The 19687-nt window shown below is 52.0% G+C and carries 13 protein-coding genes and 2 pseudogenes; 3 read left to right on the top strand and 12 right to left on the bottom strand.

Annotated elements, in window-relative coordinates; translation table 11 throughout:
* Window positions 1–262 precede the first annotated feature (262 nt).
* The 4 genes from WKI41_RS02975 to WKI41_RS02960 all read right to left on the bottom strand — a co-directional run bounded on the left by WKI41_RS02975 (window position 263) and on the right by WKI41_RS02960 (window position 4339).
* Window positions 263–1108, bottom strand: coding sequence for a hypothetical protein (locus tag WKI41_RS02975; RefSeq protein ID WP_340192015.1), 846 nt, complete (start codon window positions 1106–1108; stop codon window positions 263–265).
* 6 nt (window positions 1109–1114) lie between these two features.
* On the bottom strand, window positions 1115–1861 hold the full coding sequence (locus WKI41_RS02970) for a hypothetical protein (protein ID WP_340192014.1): 747 nt from the start codon (window positions 1859–1861) through the stop codon (window positions 1115–1117).
* 292 nt (window positions 1862–2153) lie between these two features.
* Window positions 2154–2843: a DUF6998 domain-containing protein gene (locus WKI41_RS02965; protein WP_340192013.1), complete on the bottom strand. Its 690-nt coding sequence runs from the start codon at window positions 2841–2843 to the stop codon at window positions 2154–2156.
* Window positions 2844–3052: 209 nt separating this feature from the next.
* A complete protein-coding gene (locus WKI41_RS02960) occupies window positions 3053–4339 on the bottom strand; it encodes an HNH endonuclease (RefSeq protein WP_340192012.1) in 1287 nt (428 codons plus the stop codon).
* A 211-nt stretch (window positions 4340–4550) separates the two neighbouring features.
* Between WKI41_RS02960 and WKI41_RS02955 the strand changes: the two are divergent.
* Window positions 4551–4868, top strand: a pseudogene (locus WKI41_RS02955) (site-specific integrase); the annotation flags it as partial.
* A 63-nt stretch (window positions 4869–4931) separates the two neighbouring features.
* A protein-coding gene (locus WKI41_RS02950; RefSeq protein ID WP_340192011.1) for an IS3 family transposase occupies window positions 4932–6121 on the top strand; the annotation gives its coding sequence in 2 pieces (ribosomal slippage) (window positions 4932–5181 and window positions 5181–6121; 1191 coding nt in all).
* 536 nt (window positions 6122–6657) lie between these two features.
* On the opposite strand, the gene WKI41_RS02945 is transcribed toward WKI41_RS02950, so the two are convergent.
* The 7 genes from WKI41_RS02945 to WKI41_RS02915 all read right to left on the bottom strand — a co-directional run bounded on the left by WKI41_RS02945 (window position 6658) and on the right by WKI41_RS02915 (window position 17654).
* Window positions 6658–7614, bottom strand: a complete 957-nt coding sequence (locus WKI41_RS02945) for a hypothetical protein (protein WP_340192010.1) — start codon at window positions 7612–7614, stop codon at window positions 6658–6660.
* The gene (locus tag WKI41_RS02940) at window positions 7611–9314 is read right to left on the bottom strand and encodes a hypothetical protein (protein WP_340192009.1); all 1704 of its coding nucleotides are present in this window, start codon (window positions 9312–9314) and stop codon (window positions 7611–7613) included. Before WKI41_RS02940 ends, WKI41_RS02945 begins: the two co-directional genes overlap by 4 nt.
* Before the next feature lie 10 nt (window positions 9315–9324).
* A complete protein-coding gene (locus tag WKI41_RS02935; RefSeq protein ID WP_340192008.1) occupies window positions 9325–10452 on the bottom strand; it encodes an N-6 DNA methylase in 1128 nt (375 codons plus the stop codon).
* A 363-nt stretch (window positions 10453–10815) separates the two neighbouring features.
* Window positions 10816–11877, bottom strand: coding sequence for a ComEC/Rec2 family competence protein (locus WKI41_RS02930; protein ID WP_340192007.1), 1062 nt, complete (start codon window positions 11875–11877; stop codon window positions 10816–10818).
* Window positions 11877–13487, bottom strand: coding sequence for a hypothetical protein (locus tag WKI41_RS02925; RefSeq protein ID WP_340192006.1), 1611 nt, complete (start codon window positions 13485–13487; stop codon window positions 11877–11879). Before WKI41_RS02925 ends, WKI41_RS02930 begins: the two co-directional genes overlap by 1 nt.
* Window positions 13484–14674, bottom strand: coding sequence for a hypothetical protein (locus WKI41_RS02920; protein WP_340192005.1), 1191 nt, complete (start codon window positions 14672–14674; stop codon window positions 13484–13486). Before WKI41_RS02920 ends, WKI41_RS02925 begins: the two co-directional genes overlap by 4 nt.
* A gap of 997 nt (window positions 14675–15671) precedes the next feature.
* On the bottom strand, window positions 15672–17654 hold the full coding sequence (locus WKI41_RS02915) for a BCCT family transporter (RefSeq protein ID WP_340192004.1): 1983 nt from the start codon (window positions 17652–17654) through the stop codon (window positions 15672–15674).
* Window positions 17655–17941: 287 nt separating this feature from the next.
* Between WKI41_RS02915 and WKI41_RS02910 the strand changes: the two genes are divergently transcribed.
* Entirely contained in the window at window positions 17942–18688 is a 747-nt protein-coding gene (locus tag WKI41_RS02910; RefSeq protein WP_340192003.1) for a potassium channel family protein, read from the top strand.
* 88 nt (window positions 18689–18776) lie between these two features.
* Here the strand turns inward: WKI41_RS02910 and WKI41_RS02905 are convergent.
* A pseudogene (locus WKI41_RS02905) lies at window positions 18777–19552 on the bottom strand (DMT family transporter); the annotation flags it as partial.
* Between the last annotated feature and the right edge of the window lie 135 nt (window positions 19553–19687).

Raw genomic sequence — 19687 nt, 5'->3', positions numbered from 1 at the left:
AATGTGCTTGCAGAGCACATCTGCGAGCACCTAACCGAACTCATAGTTTGGGACCGTGCCATGGTAGTAGCAGCATTGCTAAAAGGCTTGCAGCACACTACCGCGTCGATGGGCGACACTATACGGATGTGGCCCCACCCATCTTGTTACTGACTCGGCGGTTTATGCCGGACGACGTTAAGGGCAATGGTGGTAAGATCGAAGTTGACGTTCTGCTAGAAGAATACACAAGGGTGGCTAGTCCACCCTTTGTTGTTTCTATCTATCCTTTCTTTCCTAGGCGTATCCGGTCGTTTGGCGTAATGTTGATATACGTATGTTCACTTTTTGGAGACACCAAACCCTTTTCGCAATCCTCAAAGTCAAAGCGACTGAGCGGAGGTTTGTCCGGCCTCACATCATAGTGAAAACCTACAGGGAGGCTACGCCCGACCCTGAAAGCGCCCCTCAACCATGTAAAAGGCAAATCACCGGATACCTCGTGACCATGAAATTCACGGCGTTTTGCGGGAACAAATAGTAGGTTCCTATTATCCGAGAAGACAGTCGTCTTAGGACTAACTGTGAGTGCAGTGGGCAAATTGACTATTTCGCCGATGCTGGCCGGATCATCATCATGGTGGAAAGTAGAAGCCTGCGTTAACTGGGTCGGAAAAGTGTCGATCTTGTAGTTTGCGAATGGAAGCGCAAGAGGGCTTCGCCGAATCTCAGATTCAAAAATCGTATTTAGGGTTCGACCTAAGCTCTGCGCATTCCGCACCGCACGCATGATCAAAGGCAACGCCTGGTCTTTTTCAATGTAATTAATATTAGATGGCAAACTGAAATTAAGCGTAGCTGGCGTAAAGTTATCGAGTAGAACTTCTGAATTTGCGTGCTGCGCGTATATCAGCGAGAGGAAACAACTTGAACCCTTCTCGATATTACTTGCGAGCATGTCACGAGCAAGCCTCGCAATTACCGTAATGTCTTCAAGAGAATATGAATAAGATTGATTTGTCTTGACTGGCCTTCCAATGATGGGACTTGAGCGGAATTCTTTCGCGACAACCTTTCTTACCGCTTCAAAAAGCTCCCCCCCCAAACCTGCTAGGATAAAATATTGCACGTCAGTTTACCGGGCCCTGAACATTTCCATAACAATGTCCAAAGGAATGGATATGCGAGACTGATCCAATTTCGATAATCTCGCCAGCGCAGTCGCAAAATCTACGCTCTGCCCAGTGGACTCTAAAGATGCTTCAGAGCCGTCCGACCTCGGAGTAGGCTTTGAAATCAATGAAGACTCCTCCAGATCGCGCTCTGCGATAAACTTCCGGATATTATCCCGCAGGGTTGCGGCATTCACTGGCCCTAGCGGCCCGTCGATGCCGATTACAAATCTCTCAGGGATTTCGATCGACTTTTCAGGTATAGGCTGGCCCATAGGTATGTCGGTGTAAGAGTGCGGGGTGGAGAACGACCACACTCTAGCACATCCCGGCTTAACCGGGTTTTTGAATGCCTTCCATAAACCAGGGTGGTAGCTGAGTTGAACGCTACTCTGATGATTCAACGGACCTGAATTGGCCGTAAATAGAAAATCTGTATTTTCCGGAATATCCGCATCCGCTGGCACAACGCCATGCTTTCCTACCGACGATTTGTGGGTAATAACTCGTAGAGATTTTACGTTGTTGTCAATGAACGACTTAATACCCCCGAGGCGCTTCAGTAATGTTTTATCATCCATTGAGGCCAGCGCCTCAGTTCCAAGTGTAGTAAGTAGAAGAGCTTGCCGGGTATTGTTCCAATGCCGCGAACAGCGCTCCTCCACGAAAGCGGCCAAATCATCTGCGGTCAAAATTTTGGTTAGGCTCATTCCTAGGTCTCACTAAACACGCGTATAACGTGAGAAACCACGCATACATGCCACGTGTCAACGCGAGCCTCGCAAAAATGTTCTAGTGGTAAGATACGCGCTTATTTTCCATTGCTTCGATCATTCTAAAACACACTTGCTGCGAGCACCGGAGCAAAGACCAGATCCAAGCATAATTATGGCTTCATTTGCATGCCGTTCATCTTGGCAATAATCCGGGGCGGATCACCATCGCTATGGTTCAGAGGCTCAGAGGCCGCTGGCAAGCACGAATGTGTCGTTGGGGAGCGCCTTACGACAGACCCGCCGCTGCATTTAGCGCGCGGATAACATCAGCCCCAAGCTGTTGCGTGTTTTTTAATCCGCCTTTAGAATTGAACAAATCGACCCCTACTTCCGTCGCGATGGATCGCAGGGTTTCTTTTACAATCACCGCCTGAACTACTCTATTTTTAAGGATGCGGATGGCACCGCTTTCGTATTTTACGATCTCGAATTCAGAATAGGACGCCTTCGCAGTCACCTGTAAAGATTCGACCGGACGCTCCGTCCGAACACCACGTCTGATTGGGTAGACAAGCTTGCCGGCTTGTTCCCGCAATAGTTGACGGACTTCCCCTGACGGCGCATCCAAAAGCTCCTCGACGGAGACACCTTTCTCATCATCTATGTTGATCCGGAGGATCATAACCCGGTCGACATGGTGAAAGGTGCTATGATTGAAGCTGACATGCGTCGACGTGGTGATTGTTTTAACTGAAATCCGTTCATTCGACGCCGACACTACATCATAGCCTTGCTGATTGATGTCTAAAGCCATCTGTCCGCGAGTAATCATTGCGGCATAAAGCTCACCGATGCGTCCGGTCAGGTGGTTGAGCTCCCCTGAACTAACGCCCCAGCTGATTTCTTTTTCGAACCAAGAAAGTGTTTCAGCGAGCGACTGGATGATTTGGACCTGGCTGAGTGTCGGCCTATCCATCAACATCGCCACAAGCAGATAGAATTTTGGACATAATCTGGGTTGGTGACCCGCTTACCGCGCTCTCCAAGATACAAACTCTATGTTCGCTTTTCGACCTCGTCACCACTGATCCGATACCGTCACTCCCTGATGCACCAGCATACGAAATGTGCAGAAAACTGTCACGCTTGGTTACCCTACTTTTTCGCTGATGGCATGGCCGGAGATCAGAGCTGAGCAACAACTATGTCTTTCAGTTCATGAATGGTTAACCAAGGAACACGTTTATGGACCATGCGGTGGCAGTTCGCGCAAAGAAGAGCTAAGTCTCCGATTTTAGTCCGATGGTTGGGAAGCATATCCCTCACCGGAAACAGATGGTGCGCTTCGATGAAGCCATCACCATGGGCTCCGTATTTCTCACCGAAAACGATTCGGCATCCTTCGCACCTTAAGCAACCATACTTCTTGATCGCATGCCGCTTTTTTTTCTCGACTATCGCTCGATCTCTCTCTTTCGAACGATGTAAACCAACTAGCACGCGCCCCTCAACTCCTTCAGCAGCATCGTAGTCTTCATCAGCGATTGTAATTTGAAGCAGCTCCTGCGACGCGATTGCTGCTCTAATTGCACTTGCGATCTGGCCCAATTCTTCCGGTTTATTGCCGTATAAATCCCATATCCGCTGCTCGGCTTGAGAGCCGTTTTTTAGACCTACGGTTCCCGAATTAATGAATTTCGGATCAAGACGGCGGAAATTCATTGCTTTCATATAGACGCTACTAGGACTGCGGTAGTTCGCTCGTCGGCGTCTCCCCATCAGTGATCCGAGAACACGCAGTTCATTGGAAAGACTAATCGTCTCAAGTGAGTATTGGTTCGGGGGCGATCCACCATGATTCAAATAAAGGCTCAATGCCAAAATCAACTCGTCAGCGATCCATCGGAAGTGCTTCGGCTGCGGTTCATCCTGAGGCGCTCGGGCTAACGCCTCACGCACCTCCTTGCACATTATTACAAATGCCACCGTCTGAGCGCAGATTTCCTCAGAGGTCCCGCGAAGTTCGCACACTTGAAACCAGTTGCGAGGCGCCTTCTTGCCCAGTTGGCTTTTAAATACGGGATCCGCTTCACAGACAGCGTCGAACTGATCCGGCAAAATGTTTTGAGGGTTCGTAGGGTTGTGATGAAGCCTGCCCTGCCGAATGATTATTTTGACATCGTTATCGATCAACACATGGGATAAACCGTTAGTGCTGTCTGCAGTTCTGGGAACATTGATTTTGACAATCGCGGGATTGAACTGTTCATTGTTCGCAAAGGTGACTATGCTGTGCGCAGGTCCAATTTTAGCCTTTGAGAACTTAAAATAAATCTGATCATTTCCGTCTAAATTATAAGTTCTTGCCCCAATTTTTTTCGACATTTCCACCAGAGCTTGCTGCCAGGCGCAAAATTGATCGGCAATTTCGGCTGAGCTTAAGAGCAAGCCAGAATATTGAGCAGTGTTCATTCGATTTCGCTCCCACCTTCATCTTGAATCAGTATATTTACGGTTGTAAATTTTATCCTAACGAGTATTTCTCCGACCGCGACTAAGGCGCACAAGGATGATCGGAAAGTCCTAGTTGCCTGCTCAGTATTCGCGGTGCTCGTCGGTATAATCCTTGGCTCCGATGTCGGGGCATCCTACGTGTGAGATTCAATATCTATTGGAAATCACGATGGCGACGATCCGCAAACTCAGAGGACGATGGCAAGCTCAAGTTCGCCGTCGTGGCATCAAGCCCCGTTGCAAATCGTTCGACACGAAGCTCGAAGCCGAGAAGTGGGCGCGTAATCTGGAATCACAGATAGACAAGTTTGGTGCTGCGCCGGACACGAAAATTCTCGAAAGCACCACGCTTGGGCAGCTTCTAGAACGCTACCAACGGGAAGTCTCTCCACTAAAGCGCGGATCAGTCCAAGAGATTCAGCGTATTGGTGTGCTGCGTCGTCATGATCTCTCTTACCGGACGATGATTGGACTCAGCCAACAGGATGACCTTGCCCCGTTGAACTAATCCATTTTGAAGTAAGCTCTGGCCCATCGAGAGGACCAGAGAATGAAGCGCAATCGTTTTACGGACGAGCAGATCATCGGCATTCTGAAGGAGCACGAGGCTGGCACGCCGGTCTCGGAGCTTTGCCGCAAGCACGGCGTCAGCGATGCCAGCATATATAAATGGAAGGCCAAGTTCGGCGGCATGGACGTATCCGAAGCCAAGCGCTTGAAGACGCTGGAAGACGAGAACACGAAGCTGAAACGGCTCCTGGCAGATGCGATGCTGGACAATGCGGCTTTGAAAGACCTTTTGGGAAAGAAGTGGTGACGCCCGCAGCAAGGCGAAAAGCTGTCGCTCATCTGATGGATCACCACGAGATGAGCGAACGGCGGGCGTGTAAAGCCATCGGCTTTTGCCGGATGACGATCCGTTACAAAACCAAGCGCAGCGATGACTATGATCTTCGTGAGCGGATGAAGGCGCTGGCGCATGAACGTCGCCGCTTTGGATATCGACGCCTTCACGTGCTGCTCAGGCGTGAGGGTCACCTTGTGAACCACAAGCGGCTCTTCCGGCTCTATCGGGAAGAGAAACTGACGGTGCGCAAGCGCGGCGGTCGGAAACGAGCGATAGGCACACGAGCACCGATGCTGATCCCGCTTGCCGCCAATGATCGCTGGTCACTGGACTTCGTATCGGATCAGTTCACCGATGGTCGCAGGTTTCGGGTGCTGACCGTCGTCGACGATTGCACCAGGGAATGCCTGGGCCTCGTCGCCGATACGTCTCTTTCCGGCCTGCGGGTTGCCCGTGAGCTGGATCGGATCATCGAGAGACGAGGCAAGCCGAAGATGATCGTCAGCGACAATGGCAGTGAGTTCACCAGCAACGCCATCCTGCAATGGACGGATCGGACCAAGGTGGAATGGCACTACATCGCACCGGGCAAACCGATCCAGAACGCCTTCATCGAAAGCTTCAATGGGCGGCTGAGAGACGAGTTCCTGAATGAAACGCTCTTCTCGTCACTGCCCCATGCTCGATCAGCGCTTTCAAACTGGCGCAGCGATTACAACGATCATCGACCGCATTCTGGCCTGGGCTGGCTGACACCTGCCGAGTTCGCTCAGACAATCAACCCGCGACGTGATGCGGTGCTGCGCAGCCGGAATGGCTCCGCACCGCAACCCGCCGCTACCGCCCCAAATACAGCAACCCAAAACCGCTGGAGCGAACTCAAAACTGAATAAAACTTGGGGGCAAGGTCACCTATCACGTCGGTCTCGATCACGACAGCGACATCAACAAGAGATACGAATGCGACACGTAATTCTCGCCTGACCGTTAGCCACCGCGACGTGACGAAGGTCGTGGGAGTAGCGCCCTACAGGTCCTACCAGAGGATGGTCGTCTCGGCATACGCCCAGGGTTCGAAGCTCATCATAGATGAGCTTAATCCCTCCCTAGAGTATGGGGAGTATTGAGCATACCGAGATTATCTACCCCTGTTTCCGACCTCCTCATCGAGCGCGCCGTAGAGCTTTGGTGCCGCGCGCTGCGCAAACCTCTTCCCCACAGAGATGAATTAGAAGACTTAAGCCGTCGAAGTAAGAGTTGACGGCGACCGCGTCCTCCTGCTCGAGAGGGACGGGAACATAGCTGGCGTGGCTGAGAAGGTTCCGTTGCGGTTGATGCTACGTTCGATTTCCCGCCCTCGGAAATTGACCTTCAGATCGCAAAGAGACCATCGACGCCGGACTCAAATCATAAAGGCAACTGACGGAATTTACTGTGCCTGATTTTGCTCAGCGCCGGAAGACCGCCGACGGCCACCTTGCTGATTACCTGAACGTGGGTTTTTCTTCGATGTGAGGTAGTGCTGGAAGGTTTGATAGACTTCTTTGGCCGGCCTACTGCTACCAGCACCCGTCTGCGTGGAAAAAATATTGTAGTATGCGGTGAACTTCTTTTTGTCTTTTGCCCACATATTCTCCCAGTACCAAGTGTATTTGCTGTTCTCTAAAGCTGCTTCTTGAACGGGAATTCGTTCGAGAAGGGTCTGGTACAGAAAATTGTTTAGCTTCTGAACAAAATGAAGCAACGCTGCAGATATGGTTTGCAGTTCGTCGATTGAAGGATGAAACGGCTTTTCCAACAAATCTTTATGAGCGGCCGTCCCCAAGGCAAACGCCGTCTTTGATCCAAGCCTCCCGAACCGATGTACGCAACAGTGCCTAATTTCGCAAATCTTCAAGAAGTCACCACGAATTTTTTGCATGTCCTGAGGAAAGTTTTGAATCCCAACCATTGTAGAAAATGTGGTGAGGCCACTGCTCCCGGCAAAAGATACATGTTCGGTCAAAGCTTCTGGGAGAAGCTGACGCGAGTGATGACGTGCAGCACCAAAACTGACTGTCATAGGCTCCACCAATGTATGAACCATGTCGTCTACTTCAATCAAACGCCTGACTAGCGCCCTGATGTAGCTTTCAACCGCAGACATGTAGCCAAGCACAACAAGCGCTGCCAATTCAGGCTCAAGAGTGGACTGCAAGGTATTCTCGCCAGTAACAGCTTGGCCTAAATATATCCGGTTAATGGCCTTAGTATTATCGATAAACTGATCGTAGGGGCTCGTATCACTCAGAGGTTGGTTTCCTCTGAACATCGTTGAAGTTTCAACTGACCCATTAAAACCCTCAACAGAAACTACTTCTTTGTGAAGCAATAATGGTGCTCTCATGACATGAACTCGTCGACATACGTGTGGATTTTTTCAGCAACAGCGACTGACCTCTTTGGTCCGAACTGCCAGATCTGTCGCAACTTGGTTCCACTGTCTTGTATAGCGACGAAGTCCCCCACTACGTTGATCGCTTCGGTAGCTAATGACTCGATTTGCCACCCAGTCAGTCCTGGGACGTGAGATATCGGTGTTTTCATGCATGTTTCATAGGTAGACGCTGTCACCAGCCTCTCGCCACACGCGTGACAAAAGAGCTGTGAGTCACTCAGGCGCCTTGTTTGACAGTTGTCGCACGCGGGAAGGTCGAATCTGATCTCGTGGATCTCACTATCATCAAGGATAGTGTCAATCTTCCGACGAACTGGATGCTTAGTTTGTCGAAGCTTAAGGACCTCGAGTGAGTGTTTAGAAGAGCTACCTCGCGATGGACTACCGAGGGACCGTGACGCGATCAGAGAAGAGATGTGAGGAGTAAACCGCCTATAGGTTCGATCGGCACCACCGTGAGAAACCTCCGACTTGTATTCGTAAAGAAGGCCAGCCTCGATCAGCAGATTGATCATCCTGTTAATCATCGGCGTTAGACCAGACGTTTCAATCCCTAAGACGAGCTGCTTCTCATCTCGGTCCATTCCGTGGTTGGCCTGTCTTATTGCCTCGATGCATCTACTAAAAAAATGCTCCCCTGTTTTAACCAGAATACCAAGTTTAGGGACTTTTTGCGCAATTGAACGGAATTCTTGTAACCGGAGTTTGTGATGCTCTTGGATAATAGTGTTCACGCGCTGTTGCTCAGACCCCGATGCATCCCTGTAGGCGCGCAGCATGTTTAGATAGGCGCGGGGTATGCCAAACGACGCAAACATGAACAGCTCATTAATGTCAGCGCGAGGAAGCTGGACACTACTGAACCTTTTTGATGCAATCTCTCGCATTGTCTGTTCATAGTTTTCAGTATCAACCGGCAGCCAAGCTGAGACTGTTCTACCTTCGTGGTCAGCATGAAAGCGTGGCCCGTATTCTGTGGAGCCAGGGTACACTGAAGCCTTCGGTGCGATCCGTGAATGTTTTAAAACGCGCACCACGTCAAACAGCTCAACTAAATATTCGGGCGTAAGAGTAAGAGCCGCGTCATCAAGCAAAACGACCACTCTTTTGCGTTTATGTCGATCACACAGAGCCAGTAGAAAGTCTTTAACCTTATCAATTGACAGAAATCTTATAAGGTCTTCTTCTTCCTCATCTGGCATCAGTTGCCGCTCTAGGCTGTCAACCAACCTTTGTAACGAATCTGCTGTAAATCCGAAAACCTCTTCGAGAAAGCTATCGCTTGACGGGTGTCGGAGCTGCTCATCGACCGCGGAAGCCTCAATGAGTATGTTTGCCAGGATCCAGGCTTGAAACGTCACGAGCGCGTCGGACTTCTTGCGTAGCAGCGGTTCCAAACGGAGATATCGATTAAAGCTTACATAGAGCGCAAGCGGTAGTTTGTTCTCCTGCCGGCAGCGTACGGCGGTAAAGCGCATAAGATGCGTTTTACCAGACCCTCGCGGGCCCTCGATCAGGACCAACCCCTTCGACACAAGGGCTCTATGGACTGTATCGAAGTGATCTTCAGCAACGGTTTCATTTAGAAGAGCATGATCGTCAATCTGATCCGCTCTTTCCTCAAAAGTCTGCGCGTCCTGCCCCGCCATATCCGCTCTTCTATAAAATTGGAAAACTCATAAGCTCCGACTTCGGTAGATGGGCCGCCCCAACACCACGACTGAGGTTTTTTAATTTCATCGCCCCCTCGTCGGATCGCAATCTTCGAAAGACTGCGTCTTGATAAGTCTTCGGAGTACGAATGATATAAACGCAATCCGTTACCAAAACGCTTCCGCTTACAATTTTCGCAACTTTCAGGTGAAGAGAGCGGCCAACTCGGGCAAGAAGAATGTCGCCAGCCGTGGCTGCTTCACACCCTAGCGCTTGTTCAGCCTCATCAAAGTTGAGGAGATCGGACGCGAAATCAGTAGTATGGAAAACCTTTACCCCACGATCGCGAGCAGAAGCTGCAGTTATATTTCCTCTGTTTACGACCGCCCCGATATCAGAAAGGGTCCTGGCGCTTTTTTCTCTTGGGCTATTGGTGTAATACCTGTAATCAAGCCTGTGGACACCTTCAGCTTTGCTAATAATTATTGCGTCTGACTTCCCGGTCACGGCGTCGTAATTATAGAGTGGAACAGTCGGTTCTTTACTTTTTAGCTTTCGCACAACTAAAAGAAATGAACGCGCTTCCGTCTTTGAGAAAGAACCTCTCGGCAATTGAACAACTGCATCGATACCAAAGTTTTCGAGGAGAGTTTTTCTGAATTCCCTCGATTTTAGTCCTGAAACGAGCGTGTCAGGCAGTATGAGAGCAAGGAGCCCTCGTTCTTTTAGAAGCTCAATATTCTGAGCGATAAACATCACTTCGGCAGAGACTAGCGACTTGCTTTCCACCAATTTTTCAAATGGGGTGCCTTCGACTATTTGAGCGTACCAAGGGATCCATGGAAGCTTAATGAATGGTGGGTTACACAAAGCAAGATCGAAATCGGCAGGCAACCGCGTTCGTAAGTCCGGCGTAAGGACGTTCATCTGTAGATGTTGATGCCGGGACGTCGGAAGTAGATCGCTTCTGCAAATCTCGCAGTCGCCATCAATGTCAACGGTAGTTATTTCAGCGTCAGGCCACCTTAACGATGCCGGGACTGTTAGCGATCCACTCCCGCACCCGAGATCGACAATCGACTTCACCTTTTCATCGAAAATGAAATCAACGAGCAAATTACCCACGTGGGGCATTGTGTAGAACCGACACAATGGGTCTTTGATTACACTCGGAGTGAGAGTTGACATTAATATACCTAACGCTAAGCGTGCATCTACAAGATATTCGATTCGCCTTGAGCGAGGATAGATGGCACAAGCTTAATTGCGTGTGAATTCGGTCAGTATGTTTCGCTCGAGCCATCAAGGTTGGTCTGTATCTTGACATGCGCTTGCATAGCGTCGCATAGGCACCTTCCGACCAACGCTTCCATTTTCCTGCGAAGTGATCAGCGATTTCGACCGGTTTTGGCAACTCTAGGCTTGCTCAACCAACGAGGATCTCTTTCTGTGACGTCTCGATCTTCTAGCAACGATAACGTGAGCGGGCGTAGACGCTTAGATCTTGTAGCGTGAGACTGTCTGTGGGATGGCGATCGCGAGATAGCCGCTAGTCCCATAGGTCGATGTAAAGACATAGGGTTGCTTGGACTGTTTACGCCAAAATTTCGTGAATTCGGTATCGTAGTTGAAGAACAATTGGACGGGGTTAGGCGAGCCGGCTATAATTCGTGCGATTGCCTCGCGATCAGGATGCTTGAAATGATCGCCGTTAGTTGAGATCGCCCACATCTCACATTTAACTGCCTTGACTAAACTTAGCGAGACGTTTCCGCGGCTGCCATGATGAGATGCTTTCACGAGTGTGAAACGCTCGTGCTGTGGATTCTGTTTGCTGTAAAGCTCGAGGGAGGCGAGGAGTCGCTCGACGTGAGCGTCACCTGTTAAGAGCACGGATGAACCCCTGTAGCTCGCAACTACGGCGATGCTCGATCCATTCGGCTTAGCCCTATCACTCTTGAAGGGACGGCTGGCGAGAAAATCAATATCGATCGATTCAGGTTCCCCATATTCCTCCCATCCGTCGGGGGCCTCTCGCACCGTATCGTCCCAAGGTTTCGCCAGATTTGCCAGTTGCTGGTGATCAGGCGATAACACCGTCAACTGCAATCCGCCCTGGAGCGTGATAGTTCGTAGCCATTCGCCCTCGACGGCAACCGGTGCAGGCTTGAACTGCATGTTGGTATTGATGGCGTGTTTCGAAATGAGGGTCGCCAACCTCTCCCCATCGAGTGCCCCGTATTCCTCAAAATCGGAAGCAGGCGGCGCGTAAGTGAGATTGCCGCGATCATTGAACCAAACCTCCTTGACAAGAGGTCGGAAGATTTCGTCACGCAAGAGCTTTACGGCGCCCTCGATATGATCCCTATCGATGTGCGTGACAATGAAGAGCTCGAACATTCCATTCGTTCGACCATGTCGTGCGGTATAGGATTGTACGGCGTCTGCCGTCGAATCCCGGCCGGCATCGATGATAAGCCGGAAAGGCTCCGTTGGATCGCCCCAGCTCAGAACGAGGCAGTCGCCTTCGCGGGCGGGAAGCATCTCGAGTTGAAACATCAGTTCTTCTTCGGCGTAAGCTGTTCACGATGTGTAAGGAGAAGTCGGGTCTTAGAGGCCTCTTGGTTCTGGTAAGTAAGGAGCTGGTTCGTCGCTGGCGCCTCCCATTGCGATATGACAAACCCGACCGTCTCTGCTTGGCGACCACGAAGAAACTGCTGAAGGTTCGGTTCGAACAGCGCTTGCCCGGGCAGCGTATCAACCTCGGGGCTCGTCTCCTCCATTTCGCGGGTCCGCGGCTTCGCGATTGAAAAGGAGGTGAAAGCCTGGCTTAAGTCCATGGATCGAGCAACCCCCCGGACCGTTCGCAGGAATTCCTTGCAGACACCGCAATCGACCGATGTTTGCTCAAGGCCCTCCATCAGCCACACAACGCCTGTTGTGAAATACGGAATGCCCCGCTCGTACGAGTCGTAGAGTAGTCGATGCGCTTCGCCGAGATACTCCGCTTTATTCTGAGCCAGCAGCCATCGCGCTCGCAGGATCAGGCCATCAGGCAAGTGGGGAAAACGCTCGGCCAGATTGTTCAACCAATCGGGCCAGCGGCTCTCGGCGTCGACCTTTTCGGAAGATAGAAGGACATAGCCACCCGCAGCGGCGGCGAGAGGGTTCTCGAACTTCTCGAAAAGTGCATCGCTGGCCTGATTGAGAATTTCGCCGGCAAGATCTATTCGGCCACTGTTCAAGTATGCGACAATCCCAGACCATCGCGCGTCCCGCAGAACCGGCTCGCAGCGGAGTTCGCCGCTCTCCTCAAGGGCCAATAGTTCGAAAGGAACATGACCCTCGACGCGGGCGCTGTCATCCCAAGGCCAAGGGATGGCTACTAGCCGCGTCCCGCTCAAACCCGAAATCGCGGCGTACGTACGCCTTTCGCCGATATGTTGCGGATCGAAGCTAATGTCGGGCGGGTCTCGTTGGACGAACTGAATACGAAGGGGGGTCCCGTTGGACCCGCCTTCTAATTCGACCTTTAAGCCTGATGCATCTTGATCCAGTTCGATATCGGGAGAGAGATCGTGACCGCGGTTGAACCGCCGATCGAGAAATTCGAACCAGTGGTCCCACCTCTTGGGATCGAAACGAGGAATAATCTCCGAGCGAGCAAGACTGCCAACCGTCACCTGGAAGCGGCTATCCGGAAGGGAACCAAAGGCCTTTCGTCTGCTCGACTCAAGCATTGCCTGACGCCCGGAGGCGAGCTGTGCACCGGCAAAGTTCGCCCAACTTCTCCATGCGTTTGGGGAGTTCTCCCCTCGAAGAACAACAACGATCTCATTGTTGTCCATATTTTGCACGTCGGGGTTCACAGTCAGCTCGATGCGCCCCTGCGTTCCCGAAGGCTCTTGTATTTCTAAAGGCACTCCCGAAGGCATCACCGCCTCGATGTCATAGTCGCCCCAAGGAAGGAAGATGGTCGCGACACGAGTCGGACTGCGAGAAATGGGAGCGACGATCGTCACGATCTTCCGCGATCTGTCTAGGCGCCGTGCTTCAGTCCGCGAGTCCTCGATCACCGGACGAAATCGAACAGGAACACCAAAATCCACTTGATCGCCGTCAAGGTCCTTATGGACTCGCACCGTAACCCGAGCTTCCTCCGCCATCATTCCAGCCTCGCCTTCTTGAAAGTCGGAGCGGCACGCTGACGTGCACGCGCCAGCTCAACGTCGCCGATCTTAAGGGTAAAATCGTACCCCCCGAACGGCAGGCTCAATTCCACTTCATATTCCTCGTTCCCGCAAGTTCGGACCATCGGCTTTCCACACACACTGTAATGGAGTTCGCCAGGACCACAGGCGCCGTGGTTTCGCATGAGATAAATCGGCGAAATAGGATCCTCGGCAAGATAGTGGAAATCGAAACCTCGCGATTGACCGCCCTGCGGTTGCTGGGGCTCAGGAAAGAAATTTTGAGTCAATCGCAGCGAAACGTGCGACATGGCCTCGAGCAGCGAGTAATTGTTGACCCGCCAGTCACCGTTATCATCGCGCGCACCCATCCCGTTCATGGTCTTCATGAAAGCATCGGTAAAGACGCTGGCACCATCCTTGCGACCACGAGCAGGTTGCTCGTCCCCGGTCGAGAAGATCAACGGCGCGTTTCGGACAGTGGAAAAACCTTCCCGAGGAAGGGCTTTAGCATGGACCGGAGAGCGCCCGATGGCGGCTCCTGGCGGAAGCAGATCACCATGGGGACGGCGACAGGCGTCAATGAAGTAGATCTGCTCGGCTGCAGCACAGGTTTCCATTCCACCGAGAAATTTCCCGAGATCAAGAGCGCTCTCCCACGCATCCAGCCTGCGAAAATCAAAATCGGCGAAAAGCAGCGACGTCAAGACGCCGTAGCCGAAACCATGGCCGAAAAAGAGGAAAATCAGGCGGTTCCCCTCGTCACAAGCGCCGCGTGAGTGCCAAGCCCTCGCCGCTGCCGCGAATGTATCGTAGGTGGCTTGAGGTACGTTGCATTTGCCCGACGCAGTCTCAAAAGGCCTCGGCTCGATCTCCGAGAGCAGAAGGGCAAGGCTGCCGAGCTCAGCCGGTGGATAACTATATTTCTCGATGAACCAACGAGCCAGCATGCGAGCCGAAACCGTCGAAGAGGCCAACTGACCGAGGCGCGAACTTTCATCTGCGTTCGGCCCGCCGGCCCGAAAGAACGGATAGTGGCCGACGCCAACGATCAAGACATGGGTTCGAGGCCCATCGCCTTTAGCTTCGAATACTAGCGCATCAGGCTGTGTCTCGATTGCGGTGACCGCCGCCGGGGACTTCTTCAAAACCTTGCCTTTAGCCAAATATCCCCCCTTGGCCTCCACTAATGCGCGAGTCATCCAATAGCGATGCCTATGACTTCATCTTCCGTCCAGCACTTATAACGTTAGCATACTACAACCAGTAGGATAGCTAAATGTAGCGAATAACGAAAATCGCTAGAACCAGCGATCACGATCCCTTTCACATCACAGCGCCGACAGTGCAGTCTAGCACGCAGGCGTTGTCCCAAACACCGGTCTCACCCTCCAAGCTCAAACGGCAAATCGGATCGTTTCACAGAGTGAGATTCCAAATCATGGTCCGAGTCGAGTTTAGACAAGCGCCGCCTCCAAACAGAGGTCAGCGCCGGCACTCCACACGGTCGCGGGCTCGCCCTGCAACCTCCTCAAAGTAAATCATATTTCGCGAGCGTGACCTCGCAAACCTCGAATCCATGCCGGCATAGAAAGTCGAAATCTGTCCTGGATATTCTCACGCGAAAACTAGGACCGGACACGCCGTCTTGATTGAAAGTTATGGGGCCGATCTCTGCTAGGTATTCGCTGCATGTTTGTAAACAAGCCGAAGCGTGTGATCTGTTAGTTGTCGTCGCTGCTGCGTGGTGGGATCGTTCTCAGCAGTTCTGCCCACCAATGCCTTATATCCAGACGTTCGTGAATTGTTATATCCTTCCGAAAAAGCTTACCTTAGGTAACCCCTGTGCCGAACGCATCAAGGCCTCATAGATACACACATCTCAACTGCGCTGCGACAATCTGAGCGATGGTCTCCGAAAGACGATTTGGTTTGTCGTTCTGTGGCTGGCTGGCGTAGGAAGCGTTGCGGTCATCGGGCTTCTGATCCGATTGTTTCTGACCTAGCAGAGGATGGAGACAGAAAAATTTTTATCAAGCCGAGGTCCGCAATCACAAAAAAAGGTAGCGATGAACCAAATTCGCCGGACCAGCCGAAGCCGCCAACGCCACCCACGCGCAGATTGTCTGTCGCGTGGGTGATGATTACCATAGGGCTGAGCCGTCAGACGGTGTGCTCGGGAGCCCCGTGCACAAGCTGGAATTCTGGCGACTGCACGAGGTGGAGGTAACGTTCGAACTGAATCAGAACATCGCTGATGATCTGATCCTGCGTCATACCCACCAGATCGTAACCGCTATTTCCGCTTGAAAAGAACGTTCTTGCTTCATAGCGGTACTCCGCCTTTCCTGCTCTGATGGTTGTGAAACTCGCAACGCGATGTTTCTGCACCGAGACACCGTAGATGAAGTCACGAACGTCCGAGGCGGGGCATCGAAGCGTAACAAGACCAGGAGCTTCACGCTCGACTTCTGTCGGGCGGCCTCTCGATTGCAGTTCTGCTGCTACCTTGTCCAAGGCGGGTGCCACCTTATCGTCGATAAAACGAACGACTTCCTTCTCGGTCGTCGTTGCAAGCATCAAAGCAAGGCGACGCTGCCAGGTTTGCCCCGACGCTGGCTCTGCCGGTACGGCATTGCGGGCGCTATGAACCTCCATCTGCGCCAGATCTTGCCGCATCCCGAGATAAAGAGAAACGACGAGCGCCAACATGACAAAAGTAAACGGTAGAGCACTCGCGACTGTCGCAGATTGAAGTGCACTCAGTCCACCTGCCATGAGCAGGCAAGCTGCAACCACGCCTTCCATTGAGCACCAAAAGACGCGTTGCGCGGTGGTCGTTTCGGTTTCTCCGCCGGCCGCAATCGAATCGACAACAAGCGCACCAGAGTCTGCAGACGTGATGAAGAAGATGCAAACGAGGAGGACAGCCAGTGTCGAGGTGATTCCGGAAAAAGGCAGATACTCGAAGAAGCGGAAAAGGCCCACCGATACGTCGTTTGAAATCGCAGCGCCCAACGCGCCCGACGCCACACCCGTGTCGATGAACATTGCAGTATTACCGAATACCGTCATCCAGAAGAAGGTGAATCCTGCTGGGATAAATAGCACGGCGGCGATGAATTCACGAACCGTTCTGCCCCGCGAGATGCGGGCAATAAACATACCGACGAACGGTGACCAGGATATCCACCAGGCCCAGTAAAACAGCGTCCAGGAATCGATCCAAGGTGTTGGCTCGTAGGCGTAGATGTTGAACGTTCTCAACACGAGCGTGTCGAAATACAAACCAAGATTCTGAACGAAATCCCGGAAGAGCTGCGTCGTCGGTCCTGTGGCGAGGACAAACAGCATCAGAAGAACGGCGACGACAAGGTTGGTCTCCGAGAGAATGCGCACACCCTTATCCAGGCCGGTCACCACAGAAACGGTCGCCATCGCAGTGACGAGGACGATCAGGACAAGCTGGACAGTAGCGCTAATCGGAAGACCCAGCAGGTGATTGAGGCCTGCATTGATCTGTGCGACGCCAAGTCCAAGCGACGTAGCGATACCGAACATCGTGCCAACGATGGCAAAAATATCGACCGCGTGTCCAATCGGACCGTTGATCTTGTTCTTGAGCAGTGGATAGAGGCCAGAACGAACCGTCAGTGGGAGATTATAGCGGTAACCGAAGTAGGCAAGAGACAGGCCAACGACGGCATAAATTGCCCAGGCGTGGATGCCCCAGTGAAAGAAGGTCACCGTCATGGCTTCACGCATGGCTGCCACAGTTTTCGGTTCGGCGGTCGGTGGTGCCATGTAATGCGTCATGGGTTCGCCGACAGCGTAGAACATCAGTCCAATGCCCATGCCTGCGGCAAAAAGCATCGCGATCCATGACAAAAACCTAAACTCTGGAACAGAATCATCCGGCCCCAGTTTAAGATTGCCAAACTTTCCGAAGCACAAAAGCAGCATGGCTACGAGAAATATGCCGACGGATAGCAGGTAGAACCATCCGAAGGTGCCAAGTATGGAGCTTTGAATGGCGCTGAAAAGGGCTTCTGCTTGACCAGGAAGCGCGATGCCAACTGCTACGAACAAGGCTATGATAATGACAGATCCGTAGAATACGGGCGGGTTAATTATGAACGATTTCATGCGTTTGATCTTGCCCCCTCATGCAATTGCTCAAATCGATTTTCAAATATTCTCTTTGAGTCCGGTACCGGTTTCAACAAAAGATCGTCACAGATTGGACATCTTTCGGTAAGGGAAATGCATGAGTTTGGAATTGGCTCCATCTGCGTCTGCGTCACTGGTCGCCCGTTCCGGAGGCGTGTCGGCTCCGTGATGTTGACCAGGCTGGCACTCGCCCCTATCCAGTGTAAATGACACCTAAGACACTAAGTAAGAGATCGGTCCCGTCCCGCCTCGAGATTCTACAAATGAAGCTGCGCCGCATCGAGCGTGGGCGTGACGCTTGGGCGCTGCGTTGGCAAGCCATTTTGGCCGTCATCGATGTCAGCATCATTTCATTTTTTATATTCGGTCCATTTCTGCGCAACGGGCCGTCTTACCTGATCATTGATTACATGATTGCGGTCTGGATAACCGCGGAGTTGCTAGCGCGCGCATTTGCGATGGGGTCAATGGGTCTGTTTCTCAAGAAGCCGATGACCTGGATTGACTTCGCCATCCTTGCGACACTGCTTTTTCCGAACGCCTTGTTCAATTTCGCATTCCTGCGAGCCATGCGGCTATGGGCTGTCGGCGAGAGTCCGCTCTTTGCCGTCATTTTGAAGCGGCTCGGCTGTCATCATTACAAGGATGTTGCACGTGCATCGCTCAACTTCCTGGTTTTCCTCTTTATGGTAACAGGATTTGTCTACACGACGTTCTTCTATCACCAGAGCGGGCTCGTCGGCTTCGTCGACGCGCTCTATTTTACGGTTGCGACGATGACCACGACGGGCTTTGGTGACATCACGCTACCTGGCCCGCTTGGGAAACTCACGTCCGTCGTCACCATGATTGTCGGCATCTCTCTCTTTGTCAGGCTCGCGCAGTCGATCGTGCGACCCAACAAGGTTGCTTACCCTTGTGAGAAATGTGGATTGCAAAGACATGAGGTCGACGCCGTTCACTGCAAAGCTTGCGGGCATTTGCTGAACATCCCAAACGATAATGATTGAACTGAAGGAGCGCGCAAAGCATGCGCTTCTTTTCACATACGATATCCGTTTTTGTGGGAAACTCATCGGAGGTTAGTATCAAGCTGCCCTACCGCGTAAGCCGCGTGCGCTGCGGGTTCGGTCCTCTATCCTCTCGAATCTGCACAGGTGTAGACCAACCCTGCTCTCGGAGCTCGTCCAACTGTTCAAGGACCGCGGTGGACAGTAGCGAAATCAGGATGATCGCAATCCCGAGCATTACCCTTGGGTCTGGCACCTCGTTGAATAAGAAATATCCAGCGGCAGTAACGACCAGAAGCGACAGATAGCTTACGGGTGCAAGAATGCTGGCATCCGCCTTTCGATAGGCCTGCAAAAAACAGTATTGCCCGATTTGAGCCAACAGTCCGATCCCAAGGAGAGGAACCCAGTCGATCGGAGCAACCGGCTTCCAAGTCCAGGCCGCCGGAACCGCGGTGATTACGACAAGGCCGACGGTATAGAAGACCATCATGACCGTCGTGTTTTCCGCCCGCAAAGCACGGGCCTGTATAACTTCAAGCGCACCGAAAACAACGGAGATAAGGACGACAAGAATGCCTGCATTCACCTCTCCACCTAAGAGATTGATAACAACGACCACACCTATAAAAGCAAGACAGGCTCCAGCCCACCGGCACCGGTTTACGCTCTCGCCAAGCAAGGTAACAGCAAGCGCATTGTCACAAATGGGCGCGAAAAGCCTAGGGCATTCACAGTCGCCAGAGGAAGTAAGCCGATCGCGATGAAATTGCTCGTCAAGGCGATAGCATTACAGCAAACGCGGAAAAGCTTACGCCAGGGATATCAAACAGCTCTCATCTGTTTTCGGTGTCGCCAGATGAGCGCGGCGTGGACTCCGCGCGTATTTTGATCTCACAAAACCTACGACGCTTGGATTTTCCGAAAAGCCGAAAATGTAGCCTCAGCACAACCAAACAGGACAAATTCGACGCCCATGGGGTCTTTCCTGTGCAACGC

It is taken from the genome of Agrobacterium larrymoorei, from assembly GCF_037722385.1.
GTDB lineage: Bacteria > Pseudomonadota > Alphaproteobacteria > Rhizobiales > Rhizobiaceae > Agrobacterium > Agrobacterium larrymoorei_C.
The sequence above is the reverse complement of the archived record's forward strand: the minus strand, read 5'-3'. Positions and strand labels throughout refer to the sequence as shown.

Excerpts from the sequence above, each read along its gene's own strand:
- WKI41_RS02970 (WP_340192014.1), bottom strand. The coding sequence starts at position 1,861 with ATGAGCCTAACCAAAATTTTGACCGCAGATGATTTGGCCGCTTTCGTG.
- WKI41_RS02945 (WP_340192010.1), bottom strand. The coding sequence starts at position 7,614 with ATGAGAGCACCATTATTGCTTCACAAAGAAGTAGTTTCTGTTGAGGGT.
- WKI41_RS02925 (WP_340192006.1), bottom strand. The coding sequence starts at position 13,487 with ATGATGGCGGAGGAAGCTCGGGTTACGGTGCGAGTCCATAAGGACCTT.
- WKI41_RS02910 (WP_340192003.1), top strand. The coding sequence starts at position 17,942 with ATGAAGCTGCGCCGCATCGAGCGTGGGCGTGACGCTTGGGCGCTGCGT.
- WKI41_RS02965 (WP_340192013.1), bottom strand. The coding sequence starts at position 2,843 with ATGGATAGGCCGACACTCAGCCAGGTCCAAATCATCCAGTCGCTCGCT.
- WKI41_RS02935 (WP_340192008.1), bottom strand. The coding sequence starts at position 10,452 with ATGCCCCACGTGGGTAATTTGCTCGTTGATTTCATTTTCGATGAAAAG.
- WKI41_RS02915 (WP_340192004.1), bottom strand. The coding sequence starts at position 17,654 with ATGAAATCGTTCATAATTAACCCGCCCGTATTCTACGGATCTGTCATT.
- WKI41_RS02930 (WP_340192007.1), bottom strand. The coding sequence starts at position 11,877 with ATGTTTCAACTCGAGATGCTTCCCGCCCGCGAAGGCGACTGCCTCGTT.
- WKI41_RS02940 (WP_340192009.1), bottom strand. The coding sequence starts at position 9,314 with ATGGCGGGGCAGGACGCGCAGACTTTTGAGGAAAGAGCGGATCAGATT.
- WKI41_RS02960 (WP_340192012.1), bottom strand. The coding sequence starts at position 4,339 with ATGAACACTGCTCAATATTCTGGCTTGCTCTTAAGCTCAGCCGAAATT.